Consider the following 16,292-nt stretch of genomic DNA (forward strand, 5'->3'; position numbering starts at 1 on the left):
GGCGCCGACGGAGTGATCAACGGACGCCCGAGCTGTTTTGTTCCCTGGCCAAGGCTATGAGCCGCGTCACTTATTTGGTTAGGGAACCCTTTTCTTGACTAATTCCAGAAAAGGCGCATACTGGAACCATGCAAGATGACGGGCAGGATCTCGACCTCCGGGCGCAACTGCGTGCGGCCGGGTTGCGAGTCACTGCGCCTCGTCTTGCAGTTCTGAATGCGGTTACAGCCCAACCGCATTCGGACGCAGATTCTGTTGCAGCGCAGGTGCGGCAACAGTTGGGATCCGTATCCACCCAGGCCGTTTACGACGTGCTGAAGGCATGCGTAAGCGCAGGGTTGCTACGACGCATCGAGCCTGCGGGTTCACCCGCACGATTCGAGACGAGAACCGGGGACAACCATCACCACCTCGTCTGTCGTAGCTGCGGCAAGGTCGTCGACGTCGATTGTGTTGTCGGCCAAGCTCCCTGCCTTGAACCGTCCGACCATCACGGCTTCGAGATCGATGAAGCCGAGGTCGTGTTCTGGGGCCGTTGCAACGATTGCCTGAAGAGTTCTGCCGAGTCGGGCATTGTTTCCGACGCGGTTTCACAGAATCACGATGCAGCCCGCTAGCAGTACGGCCCATATTGCCGCACAGCCCATTTGACTTTTAGGAGGCTTCGCCATGACCAAGCCCACCACGAACAACTTCGGTATTGCCGTAGCCAGCGACGACGAGTCGTTGACTGCAGGTACTCAGGGACCGGTCCTGCTTCACGACCACTACCTGATCGAGAAGCTGGCCCAGTTCAACCGTGAGCGCGTCCCGGAGCGCGTCGTTCATGCCAAGGGCGGCGGCGCTTTTGGTGAACTTGTCATCACGAACGACGTCAGCAAGTACACCAAGGCCAAGTTCCTGCAGCCCGGGAAGAAGACCGAGTCGCTGGTGCGTTTCTCGACCGTTGCCGGTGAGCAGGGTTCTCCGGACACATGGCGCGACCCGCGCGGTTTTGCCATGAAGTTCTACACCGAAGAGGGCAACTACGACCTCGTCGGCAACAACACTCCCGTGTTCTTCATCAAGGACGCCATCAAGTTCCCCGACTTCATCCGTTCGCAGAAGCGTCTGCCGGGTTCGGGTCTGCGCGATCACGACATGCAGTGGGATTTCTGGACTCTGCGTCCCGAATCCGCGCACCAGGTGACGTGGCTGATGGGTGACCGCGGAATTCCGAAGACGTGGCGCAACATGGACGGCTTCGGCTCGCACACGTACCAGTGGGTCAACGCCGCCGGTGAGCGGTTTTGGGTGAAGTACCACTTCAAGACCGATCAGGGCATCGAGTTCCTGACGCAGGCCGAGGCAGACAGTCTCGCCGGCAGCGATCCCGATTACCACCGCGCGGATCTGTACAACGCAATCGAAGCCGGCAACTTCCCGAGCTGGACCATGAACGTTCAGATCATGCCGGTCGACGAGGCCGAGGGCTACCGCTTCAACCCGTTCGACCTCACAAAGGTGTGGTCTCAGAAGGACTACCCCCTCATCGAGGTCGGCAAGTGGACTCTCAATCGCAACCCGGAGAACTTCTTCGCGCAGATCGAGCAGGCGTCGTTCGAGCCGTCGAACGTGGTGCCGGGCATCGGTTTCAGCCCGGACAAGATGCTCCTCGGCCGTGTGTTCTCCTACGCCGACGCCCATCGTTACCGCATCGGCACCAACTACGCCGATCTGCCGGTCAACGCACCGAAGAACGAGGTGAACTCCTACTCCAAGGAGGGCGCCATGCGTTACAGCTTCAACTCGCCGTCGACGCCGGTGTACGCGCCGAACTCGTACGGCGGACCGCACGCCGATCCGTCGGTTGCCGGTGACGAAGGCCTGTGGTCGTTCGACGGTGAAGCAGTTCGCGCCGGATACATCGAGCACGCTGAGGACGGCGACTTCACTCAGGCCGGAACCTTGGTCCGTGAGGTCCTCGACGACGCAGCACGTGAGCGCCTCGTGAGCAACATCGTCGGTCACGCAAGTGCCGGAGTAAGCGAAGCAGTTCTGCTGCGCGTCTTCGAGTACTGGAAGAACGTGGACGCCGATCTGGGCAAGCGCGTCGAAGAAGGCGTGCGCGCCGGTCAGTAACGGGCAACCTCGTACGTAAGAATGCGGGCCGCTGCAAGGGAATCCAACTCCTTGCAGCGGCCCGCTTTTTCTCGTTTCAGAGCAGCCCCCACCAGTAGAACAGCGTTGCAAGAATGAATTCGACGACAAAATCCACGACGATTCTCCTTCACTTTTCACGTACATTCCATGATCCGCGCCAGCCGACACTGTTTCGACTGAGGCTTCGGCGGGCAGTCGAGTCGTAGGACTGTCAGTGCGGCCAATTCGGCACTGCGCAGCCCTTTCGGCACTCGGGTTGAGGAGATGATCGGCCATGATGCGTATCGGCTACACGTTGATGACGGAGCAGGCTGGGCCAAAGGATCTGGTCCGACATGCGGTTCGGGCCGAGCAGGCCGGGTTCGACTTCGAGGTGATGAGTGATCACTACTCGCCGTGGCTGACCGAACAGGGGCACGCCCCGTACGCCTGGTCCGTTCTCGGAGCGATTGCGCACGCCACCGGATCGGTTGATCTGATGACGTATGTGACGTGTCCGAGTATTCGCTATCACCCGGTGGTGATCGCTCAGAAGGCCGCGACGGTGCAGATACTCGCGGACGGGCGGTTCACGCTCGGATTAGGGACCGGCGAGTGTCTCAACGAGCATGTGGTCGGTGACGGATGGCCGTCGATCGATGCCAGGATGGACATGCTGGAGGAAGCGGTTGCCATCATTCGGGCGCTGCATTCCGGAGATCTGGTGACCTGGAAGGGTGAGTACTTCGACGTTCAGTCGGCACGTATCTGGGATTTGCCCGAAATTCCTGTCCCACTCGCGATTGCGATGTCCGGTGACAAGTCCGTCGAGCGATTCGGGCCGATGGCGGACGATCTGATCGGTGTGGAACCTGATTCGCGGCTCGTTCATCAGTGGAAGCATGTTCATGGTCGCGCGTTCGGACTTCCTCCGGCGCGCACGGCAATCGGTCAGATTCCGATTTCCTGGGATGACGATCGAGACGTCGCCATCGCCAGGGCGCATCAGCAATTCCGATGGTTCGGCCTCGGCTGGCCCGTCAACTCCGAGCTGCCGACCCCGGCCGGGTTTGCTGCCGCGTCGCAGTTCGTCCGCAAAGAAGATGTGGCAGAAAACATCCCGTGTGGTCCAGATCTCGACGCGATCGTCGAAGCGGTCAAAGCCTACAAGGATGCGGGCTTCACCGATGTGGCGCTGGTGCAGATCGGTGGCGATACGCAAGACCGCTTTTTCGACGAGGCTGCAAAACCGCTGTTGGAGGCCCTGCACGTCGAATTGGGTTGATCGAGAAGGTCAATCGGGTTCCGCCGAGAGGGCTTGCGTCGAGTCGTGCGCTGCCACCGTGCAATTGAGCCTGTTGAGCGACAAGGGCAAGTCCGAGGCCGCTTCCGGACTCGCCTGCACCGGTTCCGCGAACAAAGCGCTCGAACATCGCTTCTCTCTCGGTCGGGGCTATCACGGCACCGTTGTCGTCGACGACGATCGTGGCGGATCCCGTGCTCACCCCGGCCCGGACGGTGATCTCGACCGCGTCGGCGTGGCCGTGCCGGACGGAGTTGGTGACGGCGTTGGTCAGCACCAGACGAATGCCTGCGGGAAATGCCTGGACCGAAAGCTCGTCCGGCGCTTTCAAACGGACGGAGACCTGGGGGTGCAGTCGAGCGACATCTGCGACGGCGCGATCGGCTACCTCCACGAGATCGACGTCGGCGCAGTCCTTCGGATCGGCCACGTCACCCAGGGCGAGTGTTTCCAGATCGGTGAGGGTGCGCTCGATCTGGCGCTGCGCCTCCAACAACTCGCCGGCCAGTTCGCGGCGTTGACTTTCCGTGAGGTCCAGCGTCGCGAGAACTTCCAGATCGGTGCGCATCGACGTCAGCGGGGTACGCAGCTCGTGAGCGGAGACGCGAGCGAAATCGCGTGCCGACTCCAACGCTTCCTCGGTGCGGCTTCGATCGCTTTCGATCCGGCTGAGCATGCTGTGGATTGCTTCGGACAGTTCCTCGGCTTCGCGCGTCCCACGGACTGACGGTGCCCGGAGGGAGAGTCCTTCGACGTCGAGGTTGTTGCCGATCGAACTGGTGGTCTCGGTTAATTGCTGCAGGGGGCGGACAGCTCGGCCGGTGAGGAACCAACCGAGCCCGGCCGCGGCGAGAATCGCGACCACTGCCGCAGCCGCCACCTGGAACTGCTGCTCGCGGATTGCCTGCGCGAGTGGATCTTCGGGGATGGTGACGGCGAGTGCAGCTCCGCTGTCGCCCGGGAGGAGCACATCTCGACTGCGGACGTCGGTAGTAGCCAACGCGCTGATACCCGTGGCATTGAAGCCGGGGTCGACTACGAGCGGTTGTGTTGTTGCGGTGGGTGACTCGAACAGAATTGCAGCCGGAGAAGTCGACGCAATGCCGAGAGTGACCGAATCGAGAGTGCGTTCCAGTTGTTCGGAGCCGCCCACGCGCAGGAAGACCGCAAACGCAATTCCGATCGCGGCAATGACGATGCCGGCGGCCAGACCCGACGCGATGGCTACTCGGGTCTGCAGTGACAGCGGCCGCTTCACCGTTCGGCCCTCAAGACGAAGCCGACCCCGCGGACTGTGTGGATTACCCGAGGTGCACCGTCGATCTCGAGTTTCTTGCGTAGGTAGGTGACAAACACATCGACGACATTGGTGTCGGCGGCAAAATCGTAGCCCCAGACGAGTCGCAGGAGTTGTGCGCGGTTCAGCACCACGCCGGCATGCTCGGCGAGGACGGACAACAGGTCGAATTCTCGTTTGGTGAGTTCGATTCGCCGGCCGCCGATATGGGCGCGATGACCGCGGAGATCCACAGTCAGAGGTCCCACTGTGATCGGGTGATCGAGAGTCGGGGCGCTTCGCGTCGTGCGTCGTAGCAAGGCGCGCAGTCTGGCAACAAGCTCCGCCAACTCGAAAGGCTTGGTGAGGTAGTCGTCGGCGCCCGCCTCCAACCCGGCAATGCGATCGCCCACCGAACTTCGGGCGCTGAGTACACAAATCGGAACGTCGTTGCCGATCGCCCGCAAGGCTGTCACTACCCCGACACCGTCAAGGCCGGGCATATTGACATCGAGAACGAGGGCCGACGGGCACTGCTTGCTCACCGAGGCCAAGGCAGAACGGCCGTCTACCGCTGTTGCCGTGTCGAAGCCGGACAGTCGCAGTCCACGTTCGAGCGAATTCAGTACCTTTGCGTCGTCGTCAACGATCAGGATGCGCTCGCGTGTACTCACCCCAGCCATAGTGCCACCGGATTTCGGTCGACGGTCTCGCGCCGAGCGAGCGCCACCGCATTCTCATCAACTCCTAAGAAACCGACAACAGATCTGCAGGGTTGGCTTCATAGCCTCGGGTTTCTCGGATGCGACCGCGCCGAGAATTCGAGGACGTTCGATCAAGGAGAACAACGATGACGCGATTGACAGTGAACGGCAAGCGGGCCAGGCGGACCGGTGTGGTGGTGGCATCCATGGCGGTACTCGGGCTGGCCGTGACTCCGGGAATCGCCTGGGCTTCCAACCCCATTGCCGATGGATCGCCGGTGGCCGTGCGATCCATCGCGACTGCTCCGTCCGAGGCCGGTGTGGCAGCGGAAGTAGCGTGCGGTGCCGCGACGCCGATTTCCGACGAGGAGCTGCAGAAGCTCATCGACGAGGGCAAGGTTGTGCGCGCGGAGGAGGCCGGTACAGCGGCGCTCACGATTGAAGTACCGAGCGAAGCTGCGATCTTCATTGCACGTGAGGGAATGCCGGCGCTGCCGACCGTCGAGTGGGCCCCGACGATCGAGGGTGTTCCGGCAGAAGTACTCGACGTGGCGGGCGTCGCTCCGCTGGTTGAAGGGGTTGCTCTGTCTTGCGCTGTCGCCGCGGGGTGACACGCGAAAGGTCTCAGCGGGGTGACACGCGAAGGGACTCAGCGGGGTAACACGTGAAAGGAGCTACGCATGAACCGTTTTGACCGGGAACGGTACGACCGTACTGAACTCGAGAACGACGACGGTGAAGTCTGTCGGTAGCACTTGCTACGTTCGTGGCGGTCTCGGCGAGCATGCCGAGGCCGTCGCCGTCGGCGTCATGTGTGTGGTGTCTTGTGTCGAGTCCGATGGACTCGACCCAGGGCGCGTTTCGAAAGGTGTTGTGTTTCATGGTCATGGGCCCCACCCACGCGATGTCCGGTGCTGCTGTGGGTCTGGTGGTTGCCGAACTCTTGCCCCTCGACTGGGGTGGGCCTACCTCCACTGCCGAAACCCTGACGTTTGCCGGGGTGTGCGCGGGTGCTGCGTTGCTTCCGGATCTCGACACGAGCCAGTCGACGGTTTCCCGGTCGTTCGGACCACTGAGCAAGGCGCTGGCACAGGGTGTGGACGCGATATCGGTTGCCTTCTATCGGATCACCAAAGGCAAGAAGGACGGTAAGCGGCGTGGTGGTCACCGGACACTCACCCACACGGCTTTGTTTGCGGCCGGGTTGGGCGCCGGCGTTTCCGCGCTGGTTGTCCAGTTCGGAAAGCCCGCAATCATCATCACGTTGTTCTTCTGTCTGGGGTTGGCGATTCGCGGTCTGGCGGGGGACTTTGCGAAGGACAAGGGCTGGCTGGTCGTCTCCGCGTTGGCGCTGGTCCTGTCTGCGGTGACGTGGCAGCAGTATCCGAGCGAGGCTGGGTCCACTGGATTGGGCGTCGCAGTTGCGCTCGGATGTGCGACGCATTGTCTGGGTGATGCCATCACCAAGGAAGGCGTGCCGTTTCTTGCGCCGCTCATTCCGTTGGGTGGCAAACGGTGGTGGGAACAGCGACTTCCGTCGTTCCTGTCGATCCGCGCGGGTGGCAACCTCGAAAAGGTGTTGATCGGCCCGGCGCTCACGCTCCTCACTGTCTGGCTGATCGTCGGTGCGTTCGACGGTGCGTCCGAAGCCATCTATGCGGTGTTCTCACCGACTCCGTAACTTTTTATTACGGAACCACTGGCATCGTAATGGAACTTGTTCTAGGTTCATCTCTAACGTAAGTCCGATTCGGCAGAGACGAGTAGTCCGTGGAACGCAGCGGTTCAGCAGATCAAAGCGCAGTGGATCGACCATCCAACGCCGGATCCGTCAGCAGGCGGGGATTCCTGGCGGCCGGTGTCGGCGCCGCTGCGCTCGCAGGGCTGACCTGGTCGCCGGCCGGAGCGGTGCCATGGGGCCCACAATCCACCCTCGCCCCGCCGCCCGACTTCCCGGCCGGTATCCCGCTTTCCCAGCAGGCCTACGCCAACTGGTCCAAGGAGATCGTTCTCGATCACGTGTGGACGGCAACGGCTCGCAGCTCCGATGACGTGGTGACCCTTGCCAACTGGGCGCACCGCAACGGGTACACCGTCCGCGCTCGCGGCACGATGCACGGGTGGAGCCCGCTGACAGTGGTCCCGGGTGCACCAGTGGATCGAGTGCTGTTGGTGGACACAATGGTTCACCTGAATTCCGTCGAGGTGCACAGCGACGGAGAGCAATCCGTCGTAACCGCCGGTGCCGGTGCCAGCATCGAGTCGATCCTCACGGCGCTGCAGGACCATGGCTTGGGTTGGGCCAACTCTCCGGCCATCGGGGATCTGTCCATTGCCGGCGCGCTCGCAATCGGAGCCCACGGCGCAACCTATCCTGCAGCGGGAGAAACCATTACCCCCGGACAGTCGTTCGGATCACTGAGCAACCTGATCACGGCCATGACCGTCGTGGTGTGGGACAGCAGTTCGGGGAGCTACACGCTCCGCGAATTCGCCCGCTCCGATGTCGAGAGCACGGCATTTCTGACCCATCTCGGGCGCACATTCGTCACCTCCGTCACCCTGCAAGCCGGCGAGAACTACCGGCTGCGCTGCCAGAGTTTCACCGATATCCCGTGGCAGGAACTCTTTGCACCGCCAGGATCGCCGGGTCGCACCTACGAGAGCTTTGTCGAAGCGTCCGGACGCGTCGAAGCTATCTGGTTCCCCTTCACGTCCACTCCGTGGCTGAAAATCTGGACACCGACGCCGGTCAAACCGCCCGAGTCGAGGGAAGTGCACGGCCCGTACAACTACTTCTTCTCCGATGCACTCCCCGAAGCAGTCACCACCCCACTCGGGATGGTGGCCAAGGGATTGCAAGCGGCTACGCCACTGTTCGGCGCTTCCCAGTTCGGCGCTGTTGCAGCCGGATTGGTGCTCACGGACACCGACGACCTGTGGGGCTGGTCCAAGGACGTGCTGTTCTATCTGCGACACACCACGGTGCGAGTAGTCGCGGGCGGCGGTGCGGTCATCACGAAGCGTTCCAACATCGCTCGTGTCATCCACGAGATGACAACGTGGTTGAACGAGCGGATGACGCACCTCGCGTCGATGGGGCAGTATCCCGTGAACATGCCCTTCGAAGTGCGCCTGTGCGGCGTCGACGACAACGGCGAAGTCCTGGTGGACAGTGCCGGCGTGCCGGATCTATCGGCGGTGCGGCCGCGGTCGGATCGCGACGACTGGGACACCGCCATCTGGATGAATGTGGTGTCCATTCCCGGAACTCCGGGTTTGCCGGCGTTCCTTCGGGATATGGAACGGTGGATGGTCGCGAACTACTCCGGTGATTACGCCACCTTCCGGCCCGAATGGTCGAAGGGTTGGGCATTCACCAACGACGCCGCCTATCAGGACGACGAATTCCTCACGCGCACAATCCCTGCCACCTTCCGGGCCGGCGGTGACGGAAATTGGGACTCCGCCCTCGCGACCTTCGACAAATACGATCCGCACCGAGTCTTCAGCAACACCTTCATCGACCGGTTCATGCCGTCTGCCTGAGTCTCACCGTGCAAGTTTTTCTGGCGTCAGCCGACGTCCGCTGCTGCCTTCGTTTCCTGCTCGGGTGACGAGAACGTCTTGTTCGGGATGAGCGCCGTGGCGATCAGGCCAACTACAACAAATCCGGCCGCAAGGTATCCGCCGAGTGTGATGCCATGTGTCATTGCGGATTGGGCCGCGTCGGCAACGAAGGCAGTGCTCGGCGAGCCGGCCAGCGAGTCGATGGCCGCGCCGGCGCTGTCGGTGACCGCCCGCGTCAACTGATCGGCTTGAGCTTGGTCGACACCGGATTCGGTGAGGTCGTTGTTCAGAGTGGAATTGAGAGTGCTGAAGAAGACCGTGGTGAGGATGGCGATACCCAGTGCGGATCCGAGTTGGCGGAACGCACTCTGAATGCCGGAGCCTTGACCGGCGCTCTGTTCGGGAATTTCCTCGAGCACGACGTTGGTTACCTGCGCCGTCGCGAAACCGACGCCGATGCCGTAGAAGAACAGCACTGCGGCAATGGTCCACCAGGGGCTGTCTGTCGCAGCGATGAATCCGAGACCAGCGAGGCCGAGCGCTTCGAGAGCCAGGCCGATACGGACCAAGCCCAACGGCGAGACCTTCGATGCCAGTCCGAAACTGGCGCCACTGGCGACAAAGCTGCCGATGGCAATGGGGACCAGGGCGAGTCCGGCTTGGAGTGCGCTGTATCCAAGCGTGAACTGAAGCCAGAGTGGAAGCACCGCAACGATTCCGAACTCACCGAGTCCGATGATCAGCGTCGCGATGTTGCCGTTGCGGAACGACGAGATGGAGAACAACCGCACGTCCATCAGTGCCCGCGACGGATCGTCACTACGGGTGAGCATGGTTTGCCGGTAGGCGAATGCGCCGAGCGAGATGACGGCGAGAACTAGCGCGATCAGAACCGGTGACGGTCCGCTGGACCATGACAGGCCGAACAGTTCGAAGGGCTGCTTCGTGGTCAGCCACCCGTACGTACGTCCCTCGACGAGGCCGAAGGCCAGCAGGCCCAGGCCGGCGATGGACAGTGCCGCTCCGGTGGCGTCGATGCGCCCAGCGATGCGGGGTGAGGGCGCGATGAACAGCACTGCGCCGATGAGAATGAGCGCAGCAAGCGGAATGTTGATCCCGAATGCCCAACGCCACGAAGCGTGTTCGGCAAGCCAGCCGCCGAGCAATGGGCCGAGGGCGGAAGCTGCACCGATGGTGGAACCCCACACTGCGAAGGCCTGTCCGCGGGCTTTGCCGGTGAACATCGCGTTCAGAAGCGACAGTGAGGTGGGCAGGATCATGGCCGCGCCGGCGCCCTGCAGGAATCGTGCCAGGATGAGCAGGCCGCCGTTCGGTGCCAGTCCGGCCAGCAGGCTCGTTGCGCCGAACACGACGACACCGGCGATGAAGACGCGACGGGCGCCGACCAGGTCGGCAACTCTGCCGACCAGAAGCAGGAGTGCCGCGAACACGATTGCGTAGGACTCTTGGATCCATTGAGCCTGAACGGAATTGATTCCGAGATCTTCGATGATCGAGGGGACTATGACGTTGACGATGGTGGTGTCGACGACGATCAGTGCCACGCCGAGTGCAATGGCGATCAGGCCCAACCACTTGCGGGTGGTGGGTGAGATGTTCATGAATAAACCTCCATTGTGAAGTAACTTCATGATGAAGGTATATTTGGACGGTAAGTTGTCAATGTGCGCGCTGGGCTCGACCGGCCGCCGTCTGGCACAGGAAAGGTGGGATCACCGAGGTGGAAGCACCGCGCGACATCTCCGTGGAGCGGGAGCGGCTGATGGATGAATTCCGCGCGTACGGTGCGACGTTCACCGAATTCAGCCATCGATTCGCGTCGTGGCTGGGTCTGCATTCCACCGACGCAACTGCTCTGATGGAAATCACCGCGGCTGAGGAGAAAGGTGCGCCGCTCTCGCCCGCACGTCTTGGAGAGCGGATCTCACTGACGTCGGGCGCCACTACCGCGTTGCTCAACCGCCTGGAAAAGGCTGGACATATCGTCCGGACCCGCGAGAATGCAGACCGTCGGGTAGTCACGCTGCACAGCAGTGCGCATGTGCAGGACCTGGCTGACGAGTTCTTCGGACCACTCGCCGTACGACTCGACGCCATGATGGAGAAATACCCGCCTGAACTGCTCAGTCGATTCGAGGAATTTCTCGTCGACCTGCACTCGACGATGAACGAACACCTCGAGCAAGACACTCGCTGAACAAAAAATGCCGCTCGACTCCGGAGAGTCGACCGGTTCACGCCCTAGTTTGCAGCGGTCCCGCGATCCACCGTTCGATGTCGGCATGGGTCCGTAGGCGGACAATCGTGAGGTCCGGTCGCCGATCTCGCAGTGCCGCGATCCGGAGTGCACTCGTACGGTGCGTGTTCCAGGCCCAGCGAACGATGTGATCTCGGTCGGAGAAGAACGTGTGTAGTGGTGGCTCGATATTGCCGTTCCACAAGACTTTTCGCCCCAGCCGCCTCTGTACCGTCCGAACGATAACCTGGCGCATCACGGTGCAGCGCGACAGGTCCAGCCACACAAGAAGATCCGCTTCATCGGCGAGTAGATCGCGAACGGACCGGTACTGCCATTCCGTCACCCACCGCGGCGCCGAACTGAATGTTGTGACGTCGAACAGGAATTGCTCTCGCGGTGTCCAGTTCGGGCCGTGATAGAGACCGTCGATCTCGACGTGTTCGATGCCGAGAAGCGTTCCGATTCGGGAGGCCAAGGTCGTTTTTCCGGAACCGGATGTTCCCGCTACGAGAATGCGCTTTGGGCATCCGGGCAAGCGATCTTCTGGACCGAGAAGAGGCACGAGAACACTGTAGCCATTGGCCGAATCAAAAAGACGGCGAGGGAAATAGCAATTCCCCTCGCCGTCTTCTGTCGTAACTACTTTCCGAGCTTGGCCTGCAGGTCCTCGAGAACCAAGTTGGCGCCTGTCGGGCCGAGACCCAGGAACCAGGTTTCGTCGCTGACTTCGCTGGCGCGACCGTCCTTGACGGCGTCCATCGTTGCCCACAAGGGGCCGGCGGTGACGGTGGTTTGACCGGTGTCAGCGGGACTTCCGTAGCTGGAGTAGAAGATCTGATCGCCCTCGGCTTGGGTGATCGTTTCCGGGCTGACCTCGACGGCCAGTTCGTCGATGTCCTGGATTGCCGGACGGGGGAGTCCGACGTCCTTCAGGATGACGCCGATGAAGGACAGGTTTCCGTACAGACGCAGCTTGCCGGACATGAAGCGGACCAGCGAGATGGTCGGGGAACCGTCGATCGACGTGCGGACCTCGTCGGCATGGGCCTGGTAGTCGTTGAGGATCTGCTCGGCTTTCGTCTCTTCACCCAGTGCGTCACCGGCAAGGAGGAAGTTCTCCTTCCACGGGAATCCGGGACGGATACTGAAGACCGTCGGCGCGATCGCGGACAGCTGCGGGTACAGCTTGTCCTGGCGCAGTTTGCTGCCCAGGATCAGATCGGGCTTCAGTGCGGTGATGGCTTCGAGGTTGAGATTGTTAGTGGTGCCGACATCGGGGACGCCCACCAACTTGTCGGCGAGGTACGACGGCTGGCCGGCTGCGCTTTCCGGGCTGGCGATACCGACCGGGGTGATGCCGAGTGAGAGGGCTTCGTCCAACTCTCCGCTGTCCAGGACGACGACTCGGGTCGGCTTCGTCTCGAGTGTGACCTCGCCCAGTGCATGTGTGACGGTGCGCGGGAACTCGCCGGGAGCGGAGTCACTACCGAGCTTCGCGGTTTCCGTGTCGGCGGTGCTGAACAGCTTGCCGCCGGTCGCGACGTCGGTGTTTCCGTTGGCGTTACTTCCGGCGTCGGAAGTTCCACAGGCTGTTGCTGCAAATACTGTCGCCAGCGCAACCATGGCGATCCGGACCGATGTGCGGGTCCGGAATGAAGTACGAGTGAGCATTAGGCAAGGCTACGCTTGTGGTATTGGGCACTTTTAGCTGGTCTCGGGGCGAACATTGCTGATCCCGACTAACGGAACCTACTCCGCATTTTGCATTCGGCGACTCGGTAAAAGTGTTAGCTTCGCGAAAGACCTGCCAATTGTGAGCGAAGACACGTGAGGAACCCGATGACCCTGAACGTTGCCGATCTGTTCGAGGCCGTTGCCGATGCGATTCCCGATCGAACACCGCTGATTCTCGAGGAAAGGCGTCTCACTTATCGGGAACTCGAACTACGGTCCAACCGATTGGCGCACCACCTTCAGTCCGTCGGCGTCAAACCGGGGCAGCACGTCGGAATCCACATGAGGAACTGCGTTGAATATGTGGAAGCGCTACTGGCCTGCATGAAGATCAGGGCCGTTCCGATCAACGTCAACTTCCGCTACACCGACGTCGAACTTGCGTACGTCTATACCAACTCGAAGATGGTGGCATTACTGGTCGAGGATGAATTCGCGGAGATTGCCCTGGGTGTTGTACCGCAGTGCCCCGAGATCGACCACGTTCTCATCGTCGGCGACGAGTACGAAACTGCACTGGCCGCAGCGTCCGACGTCCGGGATTTCGAGACTCGCTCAGACGATGACCATTTCATCATCTACACCGGCGGAACTACGGGGATGCCCAAGGGAGTTGTCTGGCGGCACGAAGACTTCTTCTTCGCTGCTCTGTCCGGAGCCAACCTCAGCGGACCGCCGCGTCGTAGTCTCGAAGAAGTGGTCGACGCTGCGATTGCGAATACCAATCCCACTGTGCTGCTGCTTATTCCACCGCTCATGCATGGTGCTGCCATCTACTCGCTGCTCACTGCCTTTCTGATGGGAGCGCCGCGAGTCCTGACCCGGAGCTTCGACCCCCTCGACGTGCTCAGGCTCGTCGAGGCCGAGAAGATCACCGGCATCACTGTTGTAGGCGACGCGATCGCCCGTCCGATCGCCGATGCGATCGCCGATGCCGACGGTAAGTACGACATCTCTTCGTTGAAACTGATCGGATCCGGCGGCGCGCTGTTCTCGCCGAACCTCAAGGAAGAGTTGAAGTCTCGAATTCCCGGGTTGGTGATCAAAGATGCGTTCGGTGCCTCCGAATCCGGTAACGACGGCGTCGTCGAATTCGGCGAGGACGGAACGAAGCGAATTCGCTCCAACCCCAACATGATTCTGGTCGACGAGGAATTCCGTCGGATCGAACCGGGCTCGGATATCGTCGGCTACATCGCACGAGCGGGGCATGTGCCACTGGCCTACTTCGACGATCCGGAGAAATCAGCCGCGACGTTCCCCGTTGTCGACGGTGTACGGATGGCAGTTCTCGGCGACATGGGAACGATGGAAGTGGACGGCACGATCGTGCTGCTCGGACGCGGTTCCATGTGCATCAACTCGGGCGGAGAGAAGGTGTATCCCGAAGAGGTGGAACAGGCGCTCAAGACTCACCCAGCGGTTTTCGACGCCCTCGTGGCGGGTGCACCCGACGCGCGCTTCGGTGAAAAAGTGGCTGCGGTTGTCCAGATCAGGCCTGGGTTCGAAGATGTGGAACCAGATGCCCTGTCCGAGCACTGCCGGATTCATGTGGCGGGGTACAAGATTCCCCGTTCGATCGTTCTTGTTCCGGCGATCCTTCGCTCACCGAGCGGAAAAGCGGATTACCGTTGGGCCAAGGAAACCGTCGCTGGGGTGTAAGCGCCGCGCAGCGGTTTGCGGACACCTGTGCTGGAGATCGATCGCTGGGAGTCGTGCGTGGCTGGGAACGATGCAAGTGCAGGGCATGTGTTTGTTGTCCGCGGACGGCTCGAATCGGTTGACTGGGACGCAGCTGTCGTCTCGACGAGCGGTAGTTTCCTACCACGCGAGCACTGGTGGCCTGTGCTTGGACTCACTGCACAGTTGGACTTCGCACCGGCCGGCGCTGGTCGGGTTCGGTCCTTTCCGAAGGAGGGGCGTCCAGCTTGGCTGTTGAATGTCGCGTCGCGGATTTCGGTGGACTGGTTGGTGGAGGGCGTCTACGAAGTCCTTGACGTGATCGCCAGAACTGGAATTCAGCCGGGCGGTAGCCGAGTGAAACCGCTCGTTGCATTGCCGACGTTCGGAGTGGGGTTGGGGGGCCAGGGTGGAGTACGCGGCCACGTAATCAAGGCACTGATCGACGCCGCAGCAGTGTGCGCCGACAAATACGACTTCGATATAGCATTTGTCGTTGCCAATGCCGCCGATTATGCTGCCTACCAATCTGTTCGGCGTGGGCATCTGTGTAGCGCCGGAGTACCTCCGCAGGTCCAGCAGCTAGCAGATCGACTGCGTGCCGGTGACGTCTCGTTGTTGTTGGGTGCGGGAGTCAGTATTCCGGCTGGATTGCCTTCGTGGGACAGTCTCCTTGACCGGATTCGAAGCGAAGCGCTTCCGTCTATCGATGCCGAATTGTTCTCCGGCCTCGGAGTTTTGGATCGCGCACAACTGCTGTCCAAGGCATTGCATCCTCAAGGATTGGGCGCCAGCGTTGTCGAGTTGACCGGGGGTGGCGCCAAGCCGACGCTGTCTCATTGCCTACTTGCTTCACTGGGCGTGACCAAAGTGGTCACCACCAACTACGACTCGCTCTACGAGAAAGCTTTCGAATCTGCTCACGGCCGAGGTTCGATAGCGGTGCTCCCAAGGGAGGAAGCAACCGCAAGCCGCCCCTGGATACTCAAGATGCATGGCGACAGCGGAGACCCGGACAGTATCGTGCTGAGCAGACGAGATTTCGTCAGATACGACGCGGAGCGGCGCCCGCTGGGATCAATTGTTCAGTCCCTCATGGCTACTGGTCACCTGGTTGTTGTCGGGGCTTCAATGACCGATGACAACGTGCTCAGGCTTGCTCACGAGGTGCTCGCTCTCGACGAACATAACGGTCGACAGAGAAAGATCGGAACAGTGATAACTCTGCGCCAAGACAATCTGCGAACTGAATTATGGAAGAATGACTTCGACTATGTCGCGGCGTCGGAAGCAGATAACGACTCTGCTGCCGCTCGCGATCTCGAGATATTTCTCGACAACCTTGCAATTCTGACAACCGTCGACACGCCGTATCTCTTGGATGTGAACTACAGCGGGTTGCTCGATGGTGAAGAGATCGCACTTGCAGATTCCTTGCGCGAAGTTGCCAAGATCGTTCGTTCTCTGCCGGAATCAAGTCGCGAACGATGGGGAGTTCTGGAAGCGACGCTGCACAGGTTGGGTGCGGAAACGCGGCCTATGCGTCGTCGCCGGGGTGTAAACGATCGGGCGAACATTTCGCGAAGCGGGTAGTGGTTGTTTACCCTTTTCATGCCCGCTTTGTCTCGATTAGGCTGGATCGGA

Annotated in this window: 14 protein-coding genes; 9 read left to right on the top strand and 5 right to left on the bottom strand. The window is 61.2% G+C overall.

Going from position 1 to position 16,292, the window contains the following annotated elements; translation table 11 throughout:
* Window positions 1-128 precede the first annotated feature (128 nt).
* The 3 genes from EEB13_RS13960 to EEB13_RS13970 all read left to right on the top strand — a co-directional run bounded on the left by EEB13_RS13960 (window position 129) and on the right by EEB13_RS13970 (window position 3,406).
* Window positions 129-617, top strand: coding sequence for a Fur family transcriptional regulator (locus EEB13_RS13960; protein ID WP_033235908.1), 489 nt, complete (start codon window positions 129-131; stop codon window positions 615-617).
* A 52-nt stretch (window positions 618-669) separates the two neighbouring features.
* Window positions 670-2,121 (top strand): catalase, encoded by a 1,452-nt coding sequence (locus EEB13_RS13965; protein WP_095887735.1) that lies wholly within the window; start codon window positions 670-672, stop codon window positions 2,119-2,121.
* Between the two features lie 295 nt (window positions 2,122-2,416).
* Window positions 2,417-3,406, top strand: coding sequence for an LLM class F420-dependent oxidoreductase (locus EEB13_RS13970; RefSeq protein WP_033235910.1), 990 nt, complete (start codon window positions 2,417-2,419; stop codon window positions 3,404-3,406).
* Here EEB13_RS13970 and EEB13_RS13975 read toward each other — a convergent pair.
* Window positions 3,303-4,682 (bottom strand): sensor histidine kinase, encoded by a 1,380-nt coding sequence (locus EEB13_RS13975; RefSeq protein ID WP_141485481.1) that lies wholly within the window; start codon window positions 4,680-4,682, stop codon window positions 3,303-3,305. The two genes, EEB13_RS13970 and EEB13_RS13975, sit on opposite strands and share 104 nt — an antisense overlap.
* On the bottom strand, window positions 4,679-5,383 hold the full coding sequence (locus tag EEB13_RS13980) for a response regulator transcription factor (protein ID WP_033235912.1): 705 nt from the start codon (window positions 5,381-5,383) through the stop codon (window positions 4,679-4,681). Before EEB13_RS13980 ends, EEB13_RS13975 begins: the two co-directional genes overlap by 4 nt.
* 167 nt (window positions 5,384-5,550) lie before the next feature.
* On the opposite strand from EEB13_RS13980, the gene EEB13_RS13985 reads away from it, so the two are divergent.
* From EEB13_RS13985 to EEB13_RS13995, 3 genes are all read left to right on the top strand, one after another.
* Window positions 5,551-6,015 (top strand): hypothetical protein, encoded by a 465-nt coding sequence (locus tag EEB13_RS13985; protein ID WP_033235913.1) that lies wholly within the window; start codon window positions 5,551-5,553, stop codon window positions 6,013-6,015.
* Between the two features lie 269 nt (window positions 6,016-6,284).
* Entirely contained in the window at window positions 6,285-7,085 is an 801-nt protein-coding gene (locus tag EEB13_RS13990) for a metal-dependent hydrolase (protein WP_033235971.1), read from the top strand.
* 122 nt (window positions 7,086-7,207) lie between these two features.
* Window positions 7,208-8,953, top strand: a complete 1,746-nt coding sequence (locus tag EEB13_RS13995; protein WP_261984522.1) for a cholesterol oxidase substrate-binding domain-containing protein — start codon at window positions 7,208-7,210, stop codon at window positions 8,951-8,953.
* Window positions 8,954-8,979: 26 nt separating this feature from the next.
* Here the strand turns inward: EEB13_RS13995 and EEB13_RS14000 are convergent, their stop codons facing one another.
* On the bottom strand, window positions 8,980-10,596 hold the full coding sequence (locus EEB13_RS14000; RefSeq protein ID WP_141485483.1) for a DHA2 family efflux MFS transporter permease subunit: 1,617 nt from the start codon (window positions 10,594-10,596) through the stop codon (window positions 8,980-8,982).
* A 161-nt stretch (window positions 10,597-10,757) separates the two neighbouring features.
* Here EEB13_RS14000 and EEB13_RS14005 point away from each other — a divergent pair, with 161 nt between their 5' ends.
* Window positions 10,758-11,192, top strand: a complete 435-nt coding sequence (locus EEB13_RS14005) for a MarR family winged helix-turn-helix transcriptional regulator (RefSeq protein WP_202026646.1) — start codon at window positions 10,758-10,760, stop codon at window positions 11,190-11,192.
* Window positions 11,193-11,229: 37 nt separating this feature from the next.
* Here the strand turns inward: EEB13_RS14005 and EEB13_RS14010 are convergent, their stop codons facing one another.
* Both EEB13_RS14010 and EEB13_RS14015 read right to left on the bottom strand, forming a co-directional pair.
* Window positions 11,230-11,796: an AAA family ATPase gene (locus tag EEB13_RS14010; RefSeq protein ID WP_141485485.1), complete on the bottom strand. Its 567-nt coding sequence runs from the start codon at window positions 11,794-11,796 to the stop codon at window positions 11,230-11,232.
* 77 nt (window positions 11,797-11,873) lie between these two features.
* Window positions 11,874-12,905, bottom strand: coding sequence for an ABC transporter substrate-binding protein (locus tag EEB13_RS14015; RefSeq protein ID WP_141485486.1), 1,032 nt, complete (start codon window positions 12,903-12,905; stop codon window positions 11,874-11,876).
* Between the two features lie 168 nt (window positions 12,906-13,073).
* On the opposite strand from EEB13_RS14015, the gene EEB13_RS14020 reads away from it, so the two are divergent.
* Window positions 13,074-14,630, top strand: a complete 1,557-nt coding sequence (locus EEB13_RS14020) for an acyl-CoA synthetase (RefSeq protein ID WP_141485487.1) — start codon at window positions 13,074-13,076, stop codon at window positions 14,628-14,630.
* Between the two features lie 57 nt (window positions 14,631-14,687).
* Window positions 14,688-16,241 carry an SIR2 family protein gene (locus EEB13_RS14025; RefSeq protein ID WP_187328544.1) on the top strand — a complete coding sequence of 518 codons (1,554 nt, stop codon included), beginning with the start codon at window positions 14,688-14,690 and terminating at the stop codon, window positions 16,239-16,241.
* Window positions 16,242-16,292: the final 51 nt, after the last annotated feature.

It is taken from the genome of Rhodococcus sp. WS3 (assembly GCF_003797085.1).
Lineage (GTDB): Bacteria > Actinomycetota > Actinomycetes > Mycobacteriales > Mycobacteriaceae > Rhodococcus_F > Rhodococcus_F globerula.

Coding starts and splice junctions, on each gene's coding strand:
- EEB13_RS14020 (WP_141485487.1), top strand. CDS start 13,074: ATGACCCTGAACGTTGCCGATCTGTTCGAGGCCGTTGCCGATGCGATT.
- EEB13_RS13960 (WP_033235908.1), top strand. CDS start 129: ATGCAAGATGACGGGCAGGATCTCGACCTCCGGGCGCAACTGCGTGCG.
- EEB13_RS13980 (WP_033235912.1), bottom strand. CDS start 5,383: ATGGCTGGGGTGAGTACACGCGAGCGCATCCTGATCGTTGACGACGAC.
- EEB13_RS13965 (WP_095887735.1), top strand. CDS start 670: ATGACCAAGCCCACCACGAACAACTTCGGTATTGCCGTAGCCAGCGAC.
- EEB13_RS14000 (WP_141485483.1), bottom strand. CDS start 10,596: ATGAACATCTCACCCACCACCCGCAAGTGGTTGGGCCTGATCGCCATT.
- EEB13_RS13985 (WP_033235913.1), top strand. CDS start 5,551: ATGACGCGATTGACAGTGAACGGCAAGCGGGCCAGGCGGACCGGTGTG.
- EEB13_RS14005 (WP_202026646.1), top strand. CDS start 10,758: ATGGATGAATTCCGCGCGTACGGTGCGACGTTCACCGAATTCAGCCAT.
- EEB13_RS14015 (WP_141485486.1), bottom strand. CDS start 12,905: ATGCTCACTCGTACTTCATTCCGGACCCGCACATCGGTCCGGATCGCC.
- EEB13_RS13970 (WP_033235910.1), top strand. CDS start 2,417: ATGATGCGTATCGGCTACACGTTGATGACGGAGCAGGCTGGGCCAAAG.
- EEB13_RS13990 (WP_033235971.1), top strand. CDS start 6,285: ATGGTCATGGGCCCCACCCACGCGATGTCCGGTGCTGCTGTGGGTCTG.